Source organism: Nostoc sp. NZL (assembly GCF_015714705.1).
GTDB classification, from domain to species: domain Bacteria; phylum Cyanobacteriota; class Cyanobacteriia; order Cyanobacteriales; family Nostocaceae; genus Nostoc; species Nostoc foliaceum_A.
The window spans coordinates 1-21,229 of sequence record NZ_WBKL01000045.1; the positions used below are offsets into that span (position 1 = coordinate 1).

The window sequence follows — 21,229 nt, forward strand, 5'->3', positions numbered from 1 at the left end:
AGGTAAACAGGCGAAGAACTTCATTGCTTATCTTGAAAAACATCGCTCTCGTATTGTCAACTATGCCTATTACCAGGCTGAACAACTTTGTTCTATTGGTTCTGGAGCAGTTGAATCTGCTATTAAACAAATTGGTGCGAGAATTAAAATTTCTGGCGCACAGTGGAATGTTGATAGTGTTAATCACATCCTCTCTATTCGTTGTGCTTATCTCAATGGTTTGTTAACTATTTAAGTCTTTCTGCCAAAAGTGGATGCTCCCAGTATTTATTCCTTGGTTATCTACGGCTGGTTTAGACCTAACCATTGCTTTAGAAATATCCTCGGTGAGTGTCGGCGCTTTAGTTGTAATTACTGGCTTGAATTTGCTGGCACAGATTTATGCAATCGGCTACATGGAAATGGATTGGGGTTGGGGACGCTTTTATTCCTTATTAGGATTATTTGAAGCGGGACTATGTGCCCTTGTTCTATGTAATAACTTGTTCTTCAGCTATGTAATATTGGAAGTCCTGACGCTGGGAACCTACCTACTAGTCGGCTTATGGTTTAGCCAGCCGTTAGTAGTCTCAGGTGCGAGAGATGCTTTCTTAACCAAGCGGGTGGGAGATTTATTCTTGCTGATGGGCGTATTGGCACTATGGCCCCTAGCCGGAACTTGGAGTTATCCAGAACTAGCCAAGTGGGCGGCTACTGCTAACGTCAACCCGACAACAATGACACTGGTAGGTTTAGCCTTAATTGCCGGGCCGATGGGTAAATGTGCTCAGTTCCCCCTGCATCTGTGGTTAGATGAAGCAATGGAAGGCCCAGTTCCCAGTACGATTTTGCGGAACTCGGTAGTAGTTGCTAGTGGTGCATGGGTGCTGATTAAACTGCAACCTGTGTTAACCATCTCGCCCATAGTTTCCTCGGCAATGGTGGCCATTGGGGTAGTGACAGCGGTGGGTGCTTCTTTAATTGCGATCGCTCAAATTGATCTTAAACGCTGCCAATCCTATTCTGTCAGCGCATACATGGGTTTAGTATTCATCGCCGTGGGAGTGCAACAATACGAAGCGGCGTTGTTATTAGTACTCACCCATGCCATATCCGCAGCCCTGCTGGTGATGAGTACTGGCGGAATTATTTGGAATAGCATTACCCAAGACGTAACCCAATTAGGCGGATTGTGGACACGCCGCCCGATTTCAGCAATAGCCTTTATCATCGGGACTTTGGGATTAATTGGTTTTCCGCCCTTGGGTAGCTTTTGGGCACTGGTGAAACTAGCAGATGGGTTGTGGGAAACGCAACCTTGGTTAGTGGGAGTAGTGATAGCGGTAAATGCTTTGACAGCCGTGAGTTTAACCAGAGAATTCGCTTTAATTTTTGGCGGTAAAGCTACACAAATGAGTCAGCGATCGCCTGAAGCTCACTGGCCAATGATTGTGCCAATGATGATTTTACTTGGTGTCAGTCTACATCTTCCTTTAGTGTTGCAAAGCTTATCACTTTTACCTGATTGGGCAACTCTAAATAAAGATGTCGCACTACTTTTAATTTGGTCGAGTATTTTCGGTTGCAGCATCACTGGCGTGATTTATTTAGGCAACATTCCTAAACCAATTCGCCTTCCTTGGCAAGGTTTACAGGACTTGTTTGCATACGACTTTTACACTCCCAAACTCTATAAAATGACCATTATTTTTGGAGTTGCCAAAATTTCCCAACTTGCCGATATGATTGACCGCTTTGTCGTTGATGGTATCGTTAATTTGGTTGGTTTATTTTCGCTATTGGGTGGCGAAAGTCTCAAATACAGCACCTCTGGACAAACACAGTTTTATGCCTTCACCGTTCTTTTAGGAGTAGGCGTTTTAGGAATGTGGGTTGCTTGGCCATTGTGGGGAGTGCAGTTTTTAAATTTGATTTTCTAAATCACTACACCCAGTTAATTCAATCACCGTTTTATTACAAACAGACAGTTTAATATTGTGAGGAGAATTCCATGAGCAGACTACATCCCCAGTTCAATCTTTCCAGAAGAAGTTTATTCAAGTTTGGTGCAGGTGCGATCGGTACAGGTGTATTGACAGCCGGACTTAGCTCAAACTTACTTGCAGCCGAAAAAACACCAGCAAAAGATGATATTACCCCCGATAAGGCACTGCAAGAGTTATTAGATGGAAATGACAGATTTGTCAAAGCAAAACGGCGCAATCCTAACCAAACACGTTCACGTTTAGTCGAAGTTGCCAAAGGTCAAAAGCCATTTGCTTCTGTTCTCGGTTGTGCAGATTCACGAGTGCCTTCAGAGATTGTTTTTGACCAAGGACTTGGAGATTTATTTGTCTGCCGTGTAGCTGGTAATATTGCCACACCAGAAGAAATTGGTAGCTTAGAATTTGGCAGCTTAGTATTAGGTGCTAAAGTCATCATGGTAGTGGGGCATGAAAAATGTGGTGCGGTAGATGCTGCAATCAAAGGCGCTCAAGTGCCAGGGCAAATTGGAACTTTGCTTCAAGCAATTAAACCAAGTGTGGAAAGCTCAAAAGGAGAGCCAGGAGATAAGTTAGAAAACGCTTGTAAAGCCAATATTTTGGCACAAGTTGAAAAATTAAAATCCTCGTCAGTTTTATCTGAGTTGATCAAGGCAGAAAAGCTGAAAATAGTCGGTGGTTATTACGATTTAGATACTGGCAGGATCAGTCTAGTTAGTTAGATTTTTTAAATATCGTTTCCAGGTTGCACCTGGAAACGTATTTCATTAAGCTGCTACCGTGAATTCATAGACATTTATAACAATTACCAATTTTTCTAAAATCCCAAATTGCCATGTTAAGTGTTTTGATTTGGCTGCCAATTTTAGCCGCTGCTCTCATAGCAATATTACCTGTAAGTTTTCCTAGTTATCGCATTCGTGTAACAGCATTAATTTTTTCTGGGATAGTTCTCTTCTGGAACCTTTTTATCCTGCTAAAATTTGATATCAGCAATCCAGGGATGCAATTTAAAGAGTATTTGCCCTGGAATGAAACTCTGGGATTAAGCTACCAATTAGGTGTTGATGGGCTTTCTATATTAATGTTGGTGTTAAATAGCCTGCTCACCTGGATTTCTATTTACAGCAGTAGTAAAGAAACTGAACGTCCTCGGTTGTTCTACTCCATGATTTTATTAGTTAGTGGAGGAGTTGCAGGCGCTTTTCTAGCAGAGAATTTACTACTATTCTTCCTATTCTACGAACTAGAATTAATCCCCTTCTACTTACTAATTTCCATTTGGGGAGGGGAAAAACGGGGTTATGCTGGAATTAAATTCCTGATTTATACTGCTGTTTCAGGAGCATTCATTCTGGCGACATTCTTGGGTATGGTGTGGCTGAGTGGTTCTACCAATTTTGCTTTCGATGCAGTCTCAACAGAAAACCTGTCAACAGCAAAACAAATCCTTTTACTAGCAGGGATAGTATTGGGTTTTGGCATTAAAATTCCTTTAGTTCCCTTCCATACTTGGCTACCAGATGCTTATGTTGAGGCTTCAGCACCAATTGCCATTCTTCTCGGTGGTGTGTTAGCAAAGCTGGGAACCTATGGATTACTGCGGTTTGGGTTGGGTATGTTTCCCCATGCTTGGAGTATTATTGCACCGACTTTAGCAATTTGGGGAGCAGTCAGCGCTATCTATGGGGCAGTAATTGCGATCGCTCAAAAAGATATCAAGCGCATGGTAGCATACAGTTCTGTCGGTCACATGGGCTATATCTTGCTAGCTGGTGCCGCTAGTACTCCCTTAGCATTGGTGGGTGCAGTCGCCCAAATGTTTAGCCACGGTATCATCCTGGCGATTCTCTTCCACTTGGTGGGAGTCGTAGAAGCCAAAGTCGGCACCCGCGAATTAGATAAACTCAATGGTTTAATGAGTCCCATACGCGGTTTACCCTTAATAAGCGCTTTATTAGTTTTAAGTGGAATGGCTAGCGCAGGTATTCCCGGTTTAACAGGATTCATCGCCGAATTTATCGTCTTTCAAGGTAGTTTCTCTGCCTTCCCCATTCCAACAATTTTGTGTGTAGTGGCTAGTGGATTAACCGCAGTTTATTTTGTCATCCTCCTCAACCGCACTTGTTTTGGCAGACTGGATAACTTCGCTTACTATCCTAAAGTTCTTTGGTCTGAGAAAATACCAGCTTTAATTTTGGCAGCTTTCATCATCTTTTTGGGAGTACAACCTACTTGGTTAGTGCGTTGGAGTGAATCCACAACTACAACAATGGTGGCTGCAATTCCCTCCTTAGAAAAAACCGTAATCTCTGAAGTAGCGCTGAAATAATAAATAGATCAAAACACTTGTAGAGACGGCGATTTATCGCGTCTCAAAACCTATCCCCCAGACGCGATAAATCGCGTCTCTACCAATTTCTGATTAACATGACAGCAATTAAAACAGCAATTAAATTACCTCCTTCTAAACACGAATTTGCTGAAGTAATTCATCGCCTAGAAGCAGGCGGTGCAATGTTACCCGATACTCCAGAAAATTTGATGCAAATCATCGGTTTATACAAAGCTTATGCTGTACCGATGGATTTCTACTGGCGTGACCTACTTTATATTGCCGAACGCGAATTTTTAAACCCGCTTCCCTTCTTTAAATACTTCTTACCCAAAGAGTATTTAGAACTGCATAATCATTATGCTGGCGATGATGCCGATTTGCGAATTTGGCGCGGCGAAGCTACTGCACATCCAGAACTTTTAGCATTTATTGAGAAAGGTGAAACTTTCAAAATGCCAAAGTTGTTGCATCACTTGTTTCACGATCGCATTAACATGGAATTTGCTGAAGCTTGTATGCGGGCGATGTTGTGGCACAGAGGGATGGGTGGGCAATTTGACCCTTACCTAGATTCAGACGAATACAAAGCCAACGCCGACAGGGCAATTAAAGCTTACTTCCAAGGGAACCCCGTCATGCTGGGGCTTTACCAGCTGTTCCCCGATATGTTTTTGGAACAGTGCCGCCAGATGTCATACTACGCCAACCTGGGCTTATTCTGGGAAATCATGGCCCCGGTATTCTTTGAAATGTCCGATCGCTATGACGAAGGTAGCATTAGCAGCGTCCCAGAGGCAATGAGTTTCTTAGTTAATGGTATATTTGCGATCGCAGGTCGTCCGATTTACCATCACGTTTATATTCGTGGCGAATGCTACGAAATTGTGCCCAAATCAAAGGGTTTCATGTGGTTATATGAAGCTGCATTGCCCTATGTAGAAGCTGTTTTCTACCGCACTGCACCCTTTCGGGGGACAAAATCTTATAATGCTCAAGCGCGTCAAGTACCAGAAGACCAGAAAGACTTTCACTATGGTATTCTTTACGCTGATGTATTTCCAGTAGGTACTGCTGGCATTCCCCCCACATTATTAATGCAAGATATGCTGCATTTTTTGCCCCCATATCTTGTTGATTACTATAGCCAACATTGCCGGGGTGAAGAAGATATGTTGATTCAGTTGGGAGTTAGTTTTCAACGGTCAATGTACTGTGTCACTTCTGCGGTAATTCAAGCTTTGCGAACTGCTCTTTTATATCCTTTAGATGACCCAAATCCCAAGCATTTACAAGCCAATCGTGATTTCTTTGAGATGCAGCTAAATCGCTTTACCCGAAGTGACTACAATATTCGTGATGCTGCTCGTTTGGGGAGTATTCAAAAGCAAGATTATCGATAAGATATCCCCCCAATCCCCCTTAAAAAAGGGGGTTAGTAGGGGGAATCTAAACACTGTAGTAAAACTCTAAAAGACTTGTGTGTATACCGTAGCTTTAATTTTTATGAACTGGATAATACTCCTGTAAGACTCGTCAATTCCATAATTTTTTCAAACTGAAAATTCTGAGCAAAATTCTTGATAAAATTTCGTAGCCCTGCATTTTTTGAAGGGATTTGCTCAATCAATTCTAAAATTAAGTCATCACTACATTGAGCTGCGGCAGTGTACACCTGTTTCACCCATTCCGGCGGCATTTCAGATAATAGAGTCACTAAATCTGTAAGCGTCAAAATTGGTTCTGTTTCCTGGTGTCTTGCATCTGCTATCTGATAGCTTTCTTCTTGAAAAATATATTGAACTTTTAAATATTCACTCAATTTTTCTAGTAATTGTTCCTCGCGGAAGGGCTTGTTAATATAATCATCACAACCCGCTTTAATCATTGCCTCTCGTTGTTCCTCAAATGCGTTAGCGGTTAAGGCGATGATAATGGTTTTGCGATTTTGATTTGAAGCTTCTTCTCTAGCTTTAATAATTTTTGTGGCTTCATAGCCGTCCATAATTGGCATCCACATATCCATTAAGATTAGGTGTGGTTGCCATGTCTGCCAAATTGCGATCGCTTCAGTGCCATTTGCCGCTTCCTGGACTGTAAAGCCGATAGATGCCAAAATTTTTACTGGTACTAAACGGCTGTCTGTGGAGTCATCAACCACCAAGATCCGGTATTCGGTTTGATCGGGCGCTAAACTAATGACTTGACGTCTATTTTGCTTTATCTGGATTTCGCTAGCTGTGGCTAAACCAATTTGAATATCAAAAGCAAATTTACTTCCCTCGCCAATGGTGCTGGTGACACTAATATCTCCCCCCATTAGTTGTACATATTTGCGGCTAATTGCTAAACCTAGTCCCGTTCCCTGTTGCGATTTTCTTCCGGTTTCAGTTTGCCCAAAAGCTTCAAACAGTAAGTCAATTTCTTGTGGGGCAATACCACGACCGGTGTCTTGTACCTCGAAGAAGAGATGAGGGAGATAAGGAAAATTTTGCTCCTTTATCTCCCCTTGTTCTCCTACTTCCCAGCCCCTAGTCCCCATTCCCGATTCTTCAGCCCCTAGACACACCCGCAGTATCACTCTCCCAGTATCGGTAAATTTGATTGCATTTCCCAAGAGGTTAAGCAACACTTGACGCAGTTTACTTTCGTCAGCTTGAACATACTGCGGGAGTTGAGATGTATATTCAAATACCAATTCTAATCCTTTGGAGGTGGCGCGGAACCGCAACATCTCTTCGAGGTTTTCCAAGAGGCGAATTAAGTCAAAACTGTTGAGATTTAATGTTATTCTACCGGCTTCGATTTTAGACATTTCCAAAATGTCATTGATTAAGTTGAGGAGATGTTCGCCAGCACGATTGATGATTGCTAGGTTTTGCTGATGTTCAGTAGATAAAGCATGATCGTGGCTCATGATTTGGGTAAAACCGAGAATGGCGTTGAGTGGAGTTCGTAGTTCGTGGCTCATGTTGGCGAGGAATTCACTTTTGGCACGGTTGGCAGCATCAGCCGTAATCACAGCTTCTTGCAATGCTTGTGACTGCCTTTGAGTTTGCGCCAGCAATTGTGCCTGCTGTAAAGCAACACCCAATTGATTACCAATTTGAACTACGATGTTGATTTCTCCTGGTTTCCATTGGCGGGGATCGGAATTTTGATAACTCGCTAGTAATCCCCAAAGCTGACTACCATATAGAATGGGCACAATAATGTAAGCTTTTGCCTGAAAGCGCTCTAAGAGGTTGATATAAGAACTATGAAACCCAGCGTTGTAAATATCTGGGACACAACGGAAACTTCCACCTTGGGTGGCTTGCAGACAAGGATCTTCCACCTGGTTATCCGCGTTATCCAAAATTTTTGCTAGGCAATGACCATTTTGTAACACACCCTGTGTGAGATAAGGGTCATTGTTGTGTTCTTCTATTAGAGAAATCCAACCGTTACTCACCGATTCGGAGACAAATTCGCCACTCCAGTGGGGATTGAAACGATAGACAACAACCCGATCGCAGTTGAGCACTTGCCGTAATTCTTGAGTTGTAGCCGCAAATATAGTCTCTAAATCCAGTGTTTGGCGCATCCTTTGAATCACTTGGGCGATCGCTTTTTCTCGTTCTACACTCTCACGCAAGGCTTCTTCTGCCAATTTTCTCTCGGTAATATCTGTAATTGTGCCGATGTAACCTTTAATTTCTCCATCATCTCCAAATTCTGGCAAAGCTTGACAAATTACCCAGACGACTGTGTTATCTTCACGCAAGAATCGATGTTCGTACTTATACAGTTTTTTGGCAACTATTGCTTGATTCCATACCAAAAATAGCTGCTCGCGGTCGTCTGGATGTACTGCTTTTGCCCAACCTGTTCCCAAAGACTCTTCTAAACTGCATCCAGTAATCTCACTCCAGCGTTGATTAAAATATAAAACATTGCCATCTACATCAGTGTGAAATATACCAGCTGGTGAAGCTTCCGCTAGAAGTTTATATCTTTGCCGACCTGACTGCAAAGCTAATTCTGCTAATTTGCGATCATTAATGTCTGCCCAATAACCAACGCATTCTATAGGGTTACCAACTTCGTCACGAATTAACCTCATCTTTTCGTAAAACCAGTGATAAGTTCCGTCAGCGTGTAACCAGCGGTATTCGTAGGAGCTGTACTCTCGTTCAACAAGCTGGGAAAATTTCCCCGATATGAGTTCAATATCTTGTGGGTGGACGTGATGGAGCCAAAAACTTGAATTCTCGATAAATTCTTGCGCTTCGTACCCAACCATTGCTTTAACATTCTTACTAATAAAAGTAGTGCTAAAATCTCCTGAGTTTTTTTTGCTGCTATAAATGACTACAGGGCTAGAAGTGAGTAGATATTGTAGGCGTTCGTTGGCTAAACGCAGTTCTTGTTCAACATGTTTGCGTTCGCGTAGCGCTGCTTCCAGTTCGCTAATTTCTACTAAAACTGTACCGACACCAGAGGGGCGATCGTCCTCACCAGGAATTGGAAAATAAGAAGCTAAGAAGTGGCGGATAATATCTGGTTGTTTAATTGATGCGCCGCTTAATTCTTGATTGAGAATGGGTTGACCAGTCAACAGAACCTGTTGGTAAATTGGTTCCAGTAAGGGGGCGATGTGGGGTAAGACTTCATAGATTGTCTTGCCAATATGATCTTGCTGGGGTAGTCCATTAATTTCCGCCAGCAGTTGATTGATTTGCACAAACCGCAGCTGGTTATCTACAATGTTCATGCCAACAGGAGCACTGCTAAAAAAGGCATTGAGGCGAGCTTCTCTGAGTGCTAGTTCTTGTTCTAGGGTTTTGCGCTCAATCAACCCACCTAACTGAGCAGCAACAGCAGTTACTAACAAGAGCAAACGCCGATCTACCAATACTGAGCTACGTTTAAAAAACACTAAAACAGCTAAGACTTCCTTTCCAGCTAGTATGGGAACACCAAAACCAGCTTTTAATCCTACTTTTGCGGCATATTGCGATCGCAAAAAAACTGGCTGTGTAACTTCCGAAACATCTTCGATCCATTCTGGTTCCTGGCTTTGCCAAACCCTTCCTGGTAGTCCCACTCCCAGAGCAAATTTCACAGTTTGACTTTGGCGGCAGAATTCTTCTAAACTGCTCTGCTCACCGTACCAGCCCAGACTGTGTTCTAAAGTACCATCTTCATTAGGTATCCATGCTTCACCAAAATCCCAACCAATGGTGTGACAAATTAAGCGCAAGACTACGACTAAAGCGCTGTTGACATCATTGGCGCGAGTGATAGCTTGGGTTGTCAACAGTAGCAAACGGCTTTCATTTTCTGCCTGCTTGCGTTCAGTAATGTCTTTCGCTGTGCCTAGCACATAGAATTGCCCATCAATCTCGATCATTTCCGCACTAAACAGTGTTGTCCTGATTTCTCCTGTTGAAGTGCAGACATCAATCTCATAGTTGCGGATGGCTTTGGTTTGTAGCAACGTGTGGGCGAGGAAATTATATTCTTCTGGATTCGCCCAAATATTCAATTCTTGATCGGTGCGATCAAGGACTTGAGAACGAGAATAACCAAAAAACCGACAAAAGCTGTCGTTAACTTCGACATAGCGGTTATTGGGAAGAGTAATTAAGGCAATAGGATCAGGAGATGACCGAAAAGCTGATGCTAACTTTTCTTCAGAAGCCCGTCGCGCTGCTTCTGCGCGTTGGCGTTCTTTTGCCTCCAACACCAAGGATACTAAATTGCCCAGAGAACGAGCGAAATTTTGGTCTTCTAGCGTCCAATGATGAGTAACTCCCACCGCCTCTAGACATAAAGCTCCTACGGTTTTTCCCTCCAGCCTAATGGGTGTATCGAGTATAGATGTGATGTTTAATCTTGAGTAAGACGCAGAAAATTCTTTAGTCCTGGGATCGGTATGGGCATTATCTGCGGCGATTAGTTGGTCTTGCTGCAAAGCTGCAAAATAAGCTGGATAGTCTGCCGTTGCCAAGGAAAGTCCTTCGCTATGTTGATTGCGGCTAGCTTCAAATAGGTCAAAACACTGGAGTTTCATGCCTGTTTCGTCATATAGCCAGACACTAGTTCGTTCTACTCCAATATTTTTGACAGCTGTTTCTGTGATTTTACACAAGGCTGCCTTCAAGTCGCCCTGATAAAGCGTCTGATTTTGTGCCAGTTGAGTTAGCACTAGGTTATGATTGCGGAGCTTAATCGCACTTTCTTGGAGTAATTTTTCGATTCCTCGACGCTGTGTAATATTACTAGCAGTACCTGTCATACCTAGAACTAGATTTTCTTCATTGCGTAAAGCGATCGCATTAAACATTAGATAAAGTAAAGTACCATCTTTGGCTACACAGGTAGTTTCATGTTGGAAGATCGACTTTCCCTGAAAAACACCCTCAAAGGCTGCTTTATCTTGAGCAACTTGTGTAGGCGAGATGAAATCAGTCAAGGCACGCCCGATCATTTCCTGGGGTTCGTAGCCATAAATCTGCTTGACTGCCGGGTTGACAAAGGTAAGTAGTCCATCAATATCCACTGACCAGATCATGTCCTGGGATGTCTCTACTAGGTGGCGATACTGACTTTCACTCTTCTTTAGGGCGGCTTCAACTAAAAGGCGTTCGCTCTCGGCGTTGGCGCAGCCATCGCTTTGGTAAACTTCTTTACAAAAAGCTTCAGCAATGCCAACAGGAATTTCTTTTAAAATATCTTCTATTTCTTTGTTCAGAATATTTAACTCAACTGCATTCCTTTGATCCTCTTTAATCTCCGGTTGTAGTTGAGCATTTTTTTCTTTTAACTGTTTTTTCAGCTTTTGCAGAGTAAGTTGATTTTGTATACGAAATAAAATTTCTTTAGGTTGGAATGGTTGAGTAATATAGTCAACATGTTCTAAATCAAAGATGTTTATTTTTTCAGACAATTCATCTAAAATACCGAAGAAAATTATCGGAATATATTGAGTTTCCTGGTGAGCTTTCAAATGTTGATAAACTTCATAACCATCCATATCTGACATAAGAATATCTAGCAAAATCAAATCAGGGGGAAAAGCCAGCGCTCTTTTGATTGCCAATTGCCCAGAAAGGGAAGTTTGCACCTGATAATCTTGATGTTGAAGGATGTCTGATAAAAAATTTAAATTCTCTAGCTGATCATCAACTAATAAAATTGTTATTTGTTGAGCTTCCATATAAATTACCGAGTTAATTTTAAATCAGGAATAATTTCTTGAATCAAACTGAACATCAAATCAGAAAGCAAAACTTTGTTAAAAGATTGTAAATAGAATTATTATCGCTTAATATCATACTTTGGCGTAAGGTATAGGTAAAAGTTGCAGATAAAGCAGGAGAACCGATGAATACTGCCAAATCTCTGTTACCGAATATCGAAGTGCGAATATACAACAAAGCGGACATCGGCCATACACTGTGCTGATTCAATCAAATTGGTAACTCTCCAGCCAACCCACGACACCAGAGTACACGGTACAACCACCCTTTACCATAAACGATGTCCAAGAAAATTCTCGGTTCGAGTTCAACTAAGTAAGTTGGCACAATAAAATCAAACTATGTAGATAAAAATGAACTAAGTTAAAACCCTTGTAACTCTTGCCTCTTGCCTTACCCAGCGTCAATTATTTATACCAGCTTACTTACAGCTTTTACAATAGCTCCGTCTGTGACCAGAACACGTCCTCAATAAAACTGTCATAAACTATACATACGTTTCTACGATGTGGCATTGCTCATGAATAGAGAATTCAGTGTTCGTTCTCGTCCATATTAACTATTCTCAAGCTTTTCACCCTTTTTTTGTTTGATACGGTAAATCCAACTTATGTCTGTACGGTTTACCCAACTGTTTTTAGATTTTTATTTTATTAAATTAGTTACTAGAGAGAAAAAACAAAGCAAATAAAGCTTCTCTCTAAAAAAATTAGAGGTTTGATATTTACTGAAAGACCTCTAAATACCTCTAAAACTTTGTTTGATTACTCAAAAGTAAATTAGAAAGTTAAGGAGAGATTGAGATATGGCACTCATCCGTTGGGAACCATTCCGTGAAATGGAGATTCTGCGTCGTCAAATGGATCAACTTTTCTCTGATATCACAGCAGCCGAGCGCAGCAGTTCCGATATTTCTGCATCACCGAGAACAGCGTGGGTTCCTGCTGTTGAATTATCTGACAATGGTTCAGAGTTCCTATTAAGAGTTGAGATTCCAGGCGTGGAAGCTAAAGACTTGGATGTTCAAGTTACTCAAGATGCAGTTTCGATTACTGGTGAGCATCGTTACGAAAAACATTCCGAATCTAACGCTAAAGTTCATTCTGAATTCCGGTATGGCAAGTTCACTAGAATAATACCTCTACCAAGCAAAGTTCAGAATCAACAAGTTAAGGCAGACCTGAAAGATGGGATTTTAATTTTGAATTTACCCAAACTGGAGCAAGAGCAGAACAAGGTATTCAAAGTTAATTTAGGTCAATCTCAAAGTGCTACAGCTTCTATAGAAGGTGGCAATAGAAATACACAACCCAACAACACTACATCACAGCCAAGCGTTCAAACTGTTTGAGAAGATGTTCGATTTTCTCAATCAATAGTTTCTATATCTCTGAAATAGCTAAATTTTGATAGAAACCCCAGCTAAACTCATCGGCTGGGGTTTTTGTCGCTTAACTCTTAAACCATTTTATTGCTGAATAAATTCAGCTTTTTCGCTTATATCCCCCGGTATCTAACCGGGGGCTTTACGCATCACGACTCGTAAAATTTTTGAGCCTACTCGCAACTTCAGATATTTGCTCAATGCTAGTAAATTGAGTGAGAAGGAGCTATTCCTCTTGCACATCAACCCAGATACTGCCTTCTTCTACACGAATAGGAAATACTGGCAATGCTTTTTGTGGCGAAACCAACGAGAGTACCTTACCTACACCAGGTGGCCAGGAACACCAGTCTTGTACCTCACCAGTCCGCAGATCAAAAGCGCTGCGATGGAAGGAACAAACTATTGCTCCACTTTCATTAATTTTCCCACTTTTCAACGGTAATTTTAAGTGGGGACAGTTGTTATCTACAGCATAAAGCTGATTTTCGTGATTCAAAACCAGAATTTTCCGGTTGCCAACTTTCACTACTTGTCGCGTACCTGGGGAAAGTGCTTCGACTGCAAGAACTTTAGTCCAACTCATTAGGTTCTCCTTTCCTAATTGATCTGCTTTCAGTTTCTCGCAATTGTGACCACTGCGATCGCCTTTCAGTACTGGGGAGTGGGGAAGGATAAAATCACAAGATCACAAACTTTTCCCAAAAGAGCGATGTTTACGATGGGGTTTGCTTACGGTGGTGAAAGAGCATAACTATAAAATCTTACACAAAATTTCATTTTGACACTTAAGAAAGCGATTTCTGGGTAAACTAAAGGGAGCACTTCCTATCCTTGCATCATAAGGTTTGTAGTTTATAACAGACAATTTTGAGAGATATAAAAAATGATTAAGACAAGTTACGAATTTGACCAGTCTATCCTCCCCGCAGGCTCTTCATTAAAGACTAATATTCTGCTACGTTTTCGTGCTGACATAGCTGAATCTCCCCGACGTAACCTTAACCTTTCTCTTGTAATTGACCGTTCTGGCTCGATGGCAGGCGCTCCCTTGCATCATGCACTCAAAGCTGCTGAGTCTGTGGTGGATCAACTTGAGCCAGATGACATTCTATCAGTAGTTGTTTACGACGATGAAGTGGATAGCGTTGTACCACCCCAGGCTGTGACTAACAAGGCTGCACTGAAAAATTCTATTCGCAAGGTGAGAGCAGGCGGTATTACCAATTTATCGGGGGGATGGCTCAAAGGCTGTGAACATGTGAAGACGCGACTTGATCCGCAAAAAATAAACCGTGTTCTCCTGCTTACCGATGGTCACGCCAATATGGGCATTCAAGACCCCAAGGTACTGACGGCGACATCAGGGCAAAAAGCTGAGGAAGGCATTACCACAACTACGTTAGGTTTTGCTCAGGGTTTCAATGAAGACTTGCTGATTGGTATGGCAAGAGCTGCTACGGGCAACTTCTACTTCATTCAGAGCATCGACGAAGCAACTGAAGTTTTTAGTATTGAACTAGACAGTCTCAGAGCAGTAGTAGGACAGAACCTATTGGTAACAATTGAGTTGGCTGATGGTGTCAGCCTTGTTGATACCTTAAGTCTTGCTAAAGTTAGCCAAAATGACGCTGGTCAAGCTGTCATCACCTTGGGGGAGCTTTACGAGGGCGAAGACAAACTTCTCGGTTTGAGTTTGGAGATATCAAGCGCTCAAGTTGGTGAGTTACCTCTGATGAAACTGCATTACAGCGCCGATGTTGTGCAAGATGACCTCATTCAAAGTGTGTCAGGCACAGCAGATATCATCGCTAAAGTTGGCACCGTCGAGGAAGCAGCTTTTGCCTCTACAAGCCATATCATTCTTGAACTGAGTCGCCTCACGATCGCTAAAGCTAAAGAGACTGCCCTAAATTTAGCTGAACATGGCAGGCATCAGGAAGCGGAAGAAACCCTCCGTACTCTTGTGAATGAGCTTCGGGATAAAGGGTTAAACGAGAATTTTGAAATTGCTGAGGAGATCGATCAGCTTGAGTATTTTGCGGGTCGAATCGCCCAAAAAGCTCTAGGTAATGCCGGACGTAAAGAACTGCGAGATCAGAGTTACCAAACGATGAACCGCAATCGTAGCGATCTGGTAGGTCGCGGTGTCACGGCTGGCGATGAAGTGTACGCGATGCCGATTGTTAATGAAGTTGGTTCAGGTGTTGAATTATACTGCACTCGTGAAGGAGGTAAACTCCGGGTCAAAGTCATTTCCGAAGGCTACGATTCAACAAAGAATGTCCAGTTTCCCCGCGCCATTCGTGCCGAGGGAGCACGCTATGTAGTTGAAGGGCTGGAACTCTCAAGCGAAGGCACTTTCTACCGTGTATGTGGTAATATTAACCGTTTTGCTCAACCCGGTGAAGCAGATATTTTTGTTGCGCCTAGACAATCGAATCTAACTAACACAGGCAAAGCTTCTAAAGGCCCAGCGAGTGCCGCCGATCTTCCCACAACTGATATTGTCGGGGAGAGCATTTTAGTTCAGTGTGTCAAAGATGGCAGCAAGCTACGCGCTAGGGTGGTTTCCGATGGATATGAACCAGATTGGAACATGCGTTTTCCGCGATCGGTTCGTGAGGAAGGGATGCTTTATGTCGTTGATGAAGTCAAAACAGCACCTGATGGCAAATCTTATATTGCGTGTGGTGAAATTAAGCGATTTGTCCAACCCAACACTACTAATTAAGTTGAAGTTAACCGAACCGTATTAAACTGACCAACTGCCTCCTGCCTCCTTGACATTACGCCTCGATCGCAGGGTTATAATCATCTGGGTTATTAAACCCTGCAATCCAGGCGGCTGCCTGATGGCAACTTCGCATGTGAGGGGGAACGCGCAAAATATGAATATGTCCTGTGGATGGACAGGTGACTTTCAAGACCATCAACGGCTCGTCATCCTCAAAAGGAATGTAGACTAGTTGACGTTCTCCACCAGCGTCTTGATCGCGATCGCGGATCAATCCTCCCACTTGCTGCAAAAATGTCTCGTATCCCAGACGCTCAATCAGTACGCGGCGCAACTCAACATTCTCTATATTGAGGATATCCTGCCCCGTTATAGACTGAGATTCAAAGGCAATTTTATCTGTCACCTGCACGCCTCGCCAGCGCCAGACAAAACCATGCCCCGCAGATACACTGCTAATCCCACTTCCGGCCAACTCAATCCAATAAGTGACGTGGAGTCCTGTGGGAAGGGTAGTGAGGTTTACACAGTCGCTGATATCAAGACTTTCACAAGTGAGATTTTCAGGTAGATTGTAAAGATCCAATGCACCGCTTAAATCCAGATGACCCAAAACGCGCATTCCATCCCAAGCGCGATGCTCAAGGATGAGTTTTCGAGCATGTTCAGCCGATACAGGCTCGTGGCTTTGGTTTGGGCGTTGCTGAACTGGTTTATTCGGCACACGTCCATTCGACATGATTTTGAGCATTAGTCCATCACCTCGACGTAAGCATCAGGGCGATATTCACGTTGTCTCCAGACGCGGTAAAGCCCTTGGGGTAATTCAATCGCCCGATGTTCCTCATGAACTAAAGTGGCACTTGGTTCTTTAACCTCAAGAAAAAGGTCACTACCATGTGCCCACAACTGAACAGCATTGGATTGCTGAATGCGATGGCTATGTCCTGTGATTTCACCATGAGCGAGAGTAGCACCTACACGCCTCTGAACACCAACAGGTAAGCTAGAAATACGTCTGATCAGAATGTCGCCATGTCTGTAGAGAACATTAGCTTGGTTAGCTTGGGAGTTATTGCTGTTGTTAAACATCTTTATTTATCGGCTCATCAAATAATTACGAATTACGAATTACGAATTACGAATTATTAACGTCCTAGCCTCAAACCTCTTTCCATAAGCATCTGAGGTTCAATATTCTCAACTTTAGGTATTGCTTCTAACCGAGGAATTCCAGCGATCGCATCAGCAATTTTACCTGATTGGGCACGCAACCAAGCTGTGTGAGGTGCATAGTCAAGGCTTTGTGCTATTTCGTAACCCGCTCGATTAATTACCTCACGCTGAGACTCTACATCAACGCCTTCAGCAAAACGGATGAAAACCAGTCCAGTTGGTACTGCTAGGGAACCATTGGGTTGTAGTGTATAAATTGGGCTTAGTGTGCCCTGTTCTGATTGATTGGGTTCGCCTGGATAAACTGCGTAGGTGTAGCCCGTCGTAGACATTGCACCGTCGTTAAGTTGTAAAATTGCTCCTGATGCCACGGTGCTGGGTTGATTGTAATGTATTGCATAGTACCCAGGCTTACGAGTATAAGATACAGCAGTGCGATCGCTGCCAACCCGAATTTGTTCAGGATACTCAGAAAAATAATCGTTTTGAAATTTCACTTCAGCAATCAGGGGTAAAGAATACGCCTGTAGAAAATACTCAGCCGGAAAATAAAACATTTTTCTCAAGTTCTAATGATGTTATAGCGTTTTTTAGTGGTATTGATTACAAATCTTTCATCGGGATGCAAGCTATACGGCTCTATTGATAGTGAAGATTCTTAAAGCAAGCTGATTTTGAATCCCCTCTTTTCTGGAAAGACGAATCAAAGGCTTGTATGAACTTAGAGAGATTAAATTTTGTTTAAGCTGTATATTTTTGATGCCGTAATACACATATAACACATGAAATAAAAAGCATCCATAAACTAAATGTAAGCGCACGCTGCGTATAGCAAGCTTTAAAAGTAGTGCATAATACGGTTTTCCAATACTCAATTTTCAAAACAAATATCCCAGGAGATTAAATTATGGTTCAGGTTCGTTATGGTGGACAGAACGGTAAACAGTATGAACTTGCTATTAGTGAGGAACATGTTGTAGTGCGTACCGCAAGCCGCAGTGCTCTTCTCGGTGTAAGACCGTTTGAAGTCGCACCTGTATCAACTACAGCTCGTAGCATTCTCAATCAATTCGAGTTAGCAACGCGGTTTCGGCAAGCGGGTGTAGAAATTTTGCGAGTGAAAGTTCCGGCTCAGGGAGTCGCTTTGCGCGATCGCGCCCGGGAAATTCTCAACCAAGAGTCTGAAGTCCAATTTGCCGGACGTGTCCTTGTAGATCCAGTATCCAAACAACCTGTAATTTATACAGAAAACCTCTTCGTTAAATTCGATAACGAAGAAGAGTCAAGGGTCTGCCAAGAGGTCTTAGGACGTTACGGCTTAACAATTAAACGCCAACTTGAATATGCACGAAATGCTTACTTTGTCAGTACACCTGCAAATACTGGTATAGCCGTCTTTGAGATCGCCGAGAGACTTCTGAATGAAGAATCAGTTGAACTGTGCCATCCTGAACTAGTGCGTGAATTACGCCAACGTCAGGTTTTCCCACAGCAGTGGCACTTAAAGCAAACAACAATTAATGGTAAGGTAATTAACGCCCATGCCAACGTTGAGGCCGCTTGGAAGTTGAGCGATGGCACAGGGACGATTATTGCAATTATCGACGACGGTGTGGATCTCGATCATGAAGAGTTCCGTTCCTCTGGAAAAATTGTTGCCCCGCGTGATGTCACACGTAAAACTGACAATCCCAGACCGGGAAACGACAATAACCACGGGACAGCTTGTGCCGGAGTAGCTTGTGGAAACGGTAACTTTGGTGCATCTGGTGTGGCACCTGGTGCAAAGCTCATGCCGATTCGTTTAGCTTCGGCGCTGGGGTCACAGGATGAAGCAGATGCTTTTATTTGGGCGGCTCAAAATGGAGCTGATGTCATCTCTTGCAGCTGGGGGCCAACAGATGGTGTTTGGTTTGAGCCAAACGATCCTGTACACAACCAGAAAGTACCTTTGCCTGACTCCACACGACTTGCTATGGACTTTGCAATCAATAAAGGGCGCAACGGCAAGGGATGTGTAATTTTATTCGCGGCTGGCAATGGTAACGAAAGCGTGGATAACGACGGCTACGCCAGCTATCAAAAGGTGATTGCTGTGGCAGCTTGTAACGACTTCGGTACGAGAAGCGCTTATAGTGACTTTGGTCAGGCGGTCTGGTGCGCCTTCCCCAGTAACAATGGTGATAGTTCTCAAACCCCTGGAATTTGGACAACCGATCGCTCTGGTGTACTTGGTTATAATTCGGGTAATCTGAATCTGGGTGACACCGGAGGCAACTACACGAACGAATTCGGCGGAACTTCCAGTGCTTGTCCAGGTGTGGCTGGTGTAGCAGCCCTGATTATTGCCAGAAACCCAAATCTGCGTTGGGACGAAGTGCGAGACATTATTAAACGCTCGTGCGATCGCATTGATCAAGCTGGAGGTAAATATGATGCCAGTGGTCGTAGCCCCTTCTACGGTTACGGTCGAATCAATGCTCTCAAAGCTGTAGAATTGGCCAAGCCACCTCAAACATCGCCCATCAGTATATTCAAGGCAGTCCAAGATATCCCAATTAGCGATTTGCAAGTATCAACATTGTCGTTGGCGATCGCTAATACCAGCCTGATGAAATCCATCAAAGTTAATGTAGACATCGAGCATACTTATATTGGCGATCTTGTAGTTACTCTCCTTCCCCCAGTGCAAATAGGCATACTTCCCATCATTCTGCACGATCGCCAGGGCGGAGCTACAGATAATATCAAAACAACTTATGACGAGGTAAACACCCCAAAACTTGCTGCCTTTAAAGGTAAAAGTCCCCAAGGAACCTGGACACTTGAAGTTGCAGATAAAGCTAACGCAGATACAGGAAAAATTCGCAGCTTGACCATTGAAATTGGATTTTAACAAGAGAGGCAGGAGGCAGGAGGTATATTGTCCTCTGTCTCCTGCCTTCTTCACGCCATATAGGGGCAATTCATAAATTGCCCTTACTGCGTCTGTTAGCTTTGAGCCACAGGCTCTTTCGCCAAGAACTTCTCTAATTCTGTCAACGCATCAGCATCAACCTTAGTTTGCATTGGACAGAACTTAGGCCCACACATCGAACAAAACTCAGCAGTTTTATAGATATCTGCTGGCAAAGTTTCATCGTGATATTCCTTAGCTCTTTCTGGGTCGAGTGATAACTCAAACTGACGGTTCCAATCGAAGTTGTAACGCGCCTTAGAAAGTTCATCGTCTCTATCCCTTGCACCAGGGCGATGTCTAGCAATATCAGCCGCATGAGCTGCAATTTTATAGGCAATCAACCCATTCCGCACATCTTCGGCATTTGGTAGACCCAAATGTTCTTTTGGTGTTACATAGCACAGCATTGCAGTTCCGTACCATCCAGCCATCGCTGCTCCAATGGCTGAAGTGATGTGGTCATAACCGGGAGCGATATCTGTCACCAATGGCCCCAAAACATAGAAAGGTGCTTCAGAACACTCTTCCATCTGCTTACGGACGTTGAACTCAATTTGATCCATTGGCACATGTCCAGGCCCTTCAACCATCACCTGTATATCATCTTCCCAGGCTTTGCGAGTTAGCTGTCCAAGAGTTTTCAATTCAGCTAATTGTGCTTCATCTGAGGCATCATGGGTACAGCCAGGACGCAGGGAATCTCCTAAACTGAAGGAGACATCGTACTTTTTGAAAATCTCAATAATGTCTTGGAAGTGGGTATAAAGCGGGTTTTGTTTGTGGTGATGTAGCATCCATCGCGCCAAAATACCGCCGCCGCGAGAGACAATACCAGTGATGCGGTTTCTCACCAAAGGCAAATGCTCAATCAAAATCCCAGCGTGGATAGTTTGATAGTCTACTCCTTGCTGGGCGTGCTTTTCGATGATATGGAGAAAATCATCAGCAGTCAGGTTCTCGATTGTGCCGTGGACACTTTCTAAAGCTTGGTAAACCGGCACTGTACCAATGGGAACAGGTGAAGCCTTGATGATTGCGGTACGAATCTCATCCAAGTTACCGCCACCTGTAGATAAATCCATCACGGTATCAGCACCGTACTTCACCGCCAGATTCAGCTTATCAACTTCTTCTTGAAGATTAGAAGAGTTGGGGGAAGCGCCGATATTAGCATTTACTTTACATTTAGAGGCGATGCCAATAGCCATCGGCTCTAGATTGGTGTGATTAATATTAGCCGGGATAATCATTCGTCCCCGCGCTACTTCATCACGAATGAGATCAGCAGGGAGATTTTCCCGTTGGGCGACGTAGTGCATTTCTTCGGTGATAACACCTTGGCGGGCGTAATGCATTTGAGATACATTACCCTGCCCACGCCGTTTAGCAACCCATTCTGTCCGCATATT

13 protein-coding genes and 1 pseudogene are annotated in these 21,229 nt (G+C 43.3%); 8 read left to right on the forward strand and 6 right to left on the reverse strand.

Annotated features, from left to right (window positions below):
- The 5 genes and pseudogenes from F8R90_RS06210 to F8R90_RS06230 all read left to right on the forward strand — a co-directional run.
- Window positions 1–235, forward strand: a pseudogene (locus tag F8R90_RS06210) (ISKra4 family transposase); the annotation flags it as partial.
- 19 nt (window positions 236–254) lie between these two features.
- Window positions 255–1,919, forward strand: coding sequence for an NAD(P)H-quinone oxidoreductase subunit F (locus tag F8R90_RS06215; RefSeq protein ID WP_230966148.1), 1,665 nt, complete (start codon window positions 255–257; stop codon window positions 1,917–1,919).
- A 71-nt stretch (window positions 1,920–1,990) separates the two neighbouring features.
- A complete protein-coding gene (locus F8R90_RS06220; RefSeq protein WP_196510026.1) occupies window positions 1,991–2,704 on the forward strand; it encodes a carbonic anhydrase in 714 nt (237 codons plus the stop codon).
- A 113-nt stretch (window positions 2,705–2,817) separates the two neighbouring features.
- On the forward strand, window positions 2,818–4,314 hold the full coding sequence (locus F8R90_RS06225) for an NADH-quinone oxidoreductase subunit M (RefSeq protein ID WP_196510027.1): 1,497 nt from the start codon (window positions 2,818–2,820) through the stop codon (window positions 4,312–4,314).
- Window positions 4,315–4,412: 98 nt separating this feature from the next.
- A complete protein-coding gene (locus tag F8R90_RS06230) occupies window positions 4,413–5,720 on the forward strand; it encodes a CO2 hydration protein (RefSeq protein WP_196510028.1) in 1,308 nt (435 codons plus the stop codon).
- A gap of 101 nt (window positions 5,721–5,821) precedes the next feature.
- On the opposite strand, the gene F8R90_RS06235 is transcribed toward F8R90_RS06230, so the two are convergent.
- Window positions 5,822–11,521 (reverse strand): PAS domain S-box protein, encoded by a 5,700-nt coding sequence (locus tag F8R90_RS06235; RefSeq protein ID WP_196510029.1) that lies wholly within the window; start codon window positions 11,519–11,521, stop codon window positions 5,822–5,824.
- 848 nt (window positions 11,522–12,369) lie between these two features.
- On the opposite strand from F8R90_RS06235, the gene F8R90_RS06240 reads away from it, so the two are divergent.
- Complete coding sequence (locus F8R90_RS06240; RefSeq protein WP_196510030.1) at window positions 12,370–12,915, forward strand: Hsp20/alpha crystallin family protein; 546 nt, start codon at window positions 12,370–12,372, stop codon at window positions 12,913–12,915.
- Window positions 12,916–13,174: 259 nt separating this feature from the next.
- On the opposite strand, the gene F8R90_RS06245 is transcribed toward F8R90_RS06240, so the two are convergent.
- On the reverse strand, window positions 13,175–13,534 hold the full coding sequence (locus F8R90_RS06245) for a Rieske (2Fe-2S) protein (protein ID WP_190893762.1): 360 nt from the start codon (window positions 13,532–13,534) through the stop codon (window positions 13,175–13,177).
- A 300-nt stretch (window positions 13,535–13,834) separates the two neighbouring features.
- Between F8R90_RS06245 and F8R90_RS06250 the strand changes: the two genes are divergently transcribed.
- On the forward strand, window positions 13,835–15,682 hold the full coding sequence (locus F8R90_RS06250; protein WP_196510031.1) for a vWA domain-containing protein: 1,848 nt from the start codon (window positions 13,835–13,837) through the stop codon (window positions 15,680–15,682).
- A 55-nt stretch (window positions 15,683–15,737) separates the two neighbouring features.
- Here the strand turns inward: F8R90_RS06250 and F8R90_RS06255 are convergent, their stop codons facing one another.
- Genes F8R90_RS06255 through F8R90_RS06265 form a run of 3 tightly spaced genes read right to left on the reverse strand, consistent with a single transcriptional unit; the run spans window position 15,738 to window position 17,418 of the window.
- Entirely contained in the window at window positions 15,738–16,424 is a 687-nt protein-coding gene (locus F8R90_RS06255) for a DUF6745 domain-containing protein (RefSeq protein ID WP_230966149.1), read from the reverse strand.
- Window positions 16,425–16,435: 11 nt separating this feature from the next.
- The gene (locus F8R90_RS06260; protein WP_196510033.1) at window positions 16,436–16,777 is read right to left on the reverse strand and encodes a hypothetical protein; all 342 of its coding nucleotides are present in this window, start codon (window positions 16,775–16,777) and stop codon (window positions 16,436–16,438) included.
- 56 nt (window positions 16,778–16,833) lie between these two features.
- Complete coding sequence (locus tag F8R90_RS06265; RefSeq protein WP_196510034.1) at window positions 16,834–17,418, reverse strand: hypothetical protein; 585 nt, start codon at window positions 17,416–17,418, stop codon at window positions 16,834–16,836.
- Between the two features lie 350 nt (window positions 17,419–17,768).
- On the opposite strand from F8R90_RS06265, the gene F8R90_RS06270 reads away from it, so the two are divergent.
- On the forward strand, window positions 17,769–19,757 hold the full coding sequence (locus tag F8R90_RS06270) for a S8 family serine peptidase (RefSeq protein WP_196510035.1): 1,989 nt from the start codon (window positions 17,769–17,771) through the stop codon (window positions 19,755–19,757).
- A 95-nt stretch (window positions 19,758–19,852) separates the two neighbouring features.
- On the opposite strand, the gene thiC is transcribed toward F8R90_RS06270, so the two are convergent.
- Window positions 19,853–21,226: a phosphomethylpyrimidine synthase gene (gene thiC, locus F8R90_RS06275; RefSeq protein ID WP_196510036.1), complete on the reverse strand. Its 1,374-nt coding sequence runs from the start codon at window positions 21,224–21,226 to the stop codon at window positions 19,853–19,855.
- Window positions 21,227–21,229 lie beyond the last annotated feature (3 nt).

Coding starts and splice junctions, on each gene's coding strand:
- F8R90_RS06215 (WP_230966148.1), top strand. CDS start 255: ATGCTCCCAGTATTTATTCCTTGGTTATCTACGGCTGGTTTAGACCTA.
- F8R90_RS06220 (WP_196510026.1), top strand. CDS start 1,991: ATGAGCAGACTACATCCCCAGTTCAATCTTTCCAGAAGAAGTTTATTC.
- F8R90_RS06225 (WP_196510027.1), top strand. CDS start 2,818: ATGTTAAGTGTTTTGATTTGGCTGCCAATTTTAGCCGCTGCTCTCATA.
- F8R90_RS06230 (WP_196510028.1), top strand. CDS start 4,413: ATGACAGCAATTAAAACAGCAATTAAATTACCTCCTTCTAAACACGAA.
- F8R90_RS06235 (WP_196510029.1), bottom strand. CDS start 11,521: ATGGAAGCTCAACAAATAACAATTTTATTAGTTGATGATCAGCTAGAG.
- F8R90_RS06240 (WP_196510030.1), top strand. CDS start 12,370: ATGGCACTCATCCGTTGGGAACCATTCCGTGAAATGGAGATTCTGCGT.
- F8R90_RS06245 (WP_190893762.1), bottom strand. CDS start 13,534: ATGAGTTGGACTAAAGTTCTTGCAGTCGAAGCACTTTCCCCAGGTACG.
- F8R90_RS06250 (WP_196510031.1), top strand. CDS start 13,835: ATGATTAAGACAAGTTACGAATTTGACCAGTCTATCCTCCCCGCAGGC.
- F8R90_RS06255 (WP_230966149.1), bottom strand. CDS start 16,424: ATGTCGAATGGACGTGTGCCGAATAAACCAGTTCAGCAACGCCCAAAC.
- F8R90_RS06260 (WP_196510033.1), bottom strand. CDS start 16,777: ATGTTTAACAACAGCAATAACTCCCAAGCTAACCAAGCTAATGTTCTC.
- F8R90_RS06265 (WP_196510034.1), bottom strand. CDS start 17,418: ATGTTTTATTTTCCGGCTGAGTATTTTCTACAGGCGTATTCTTTACCC.
- F8R90_RS06270 (WP_196510035.1), top strand. CDS start 17,769: ATGGTTCAGGTTCGTTATGGTGGACAGAACGGTAAACAGTATGAACTT.
- thiC (WP_196510036.1), bottom strand. CDS start 21,226: ATGCGGACAGAATGGGTTGCTAAACGGCGTGGGCAGGGTAATGTATCT.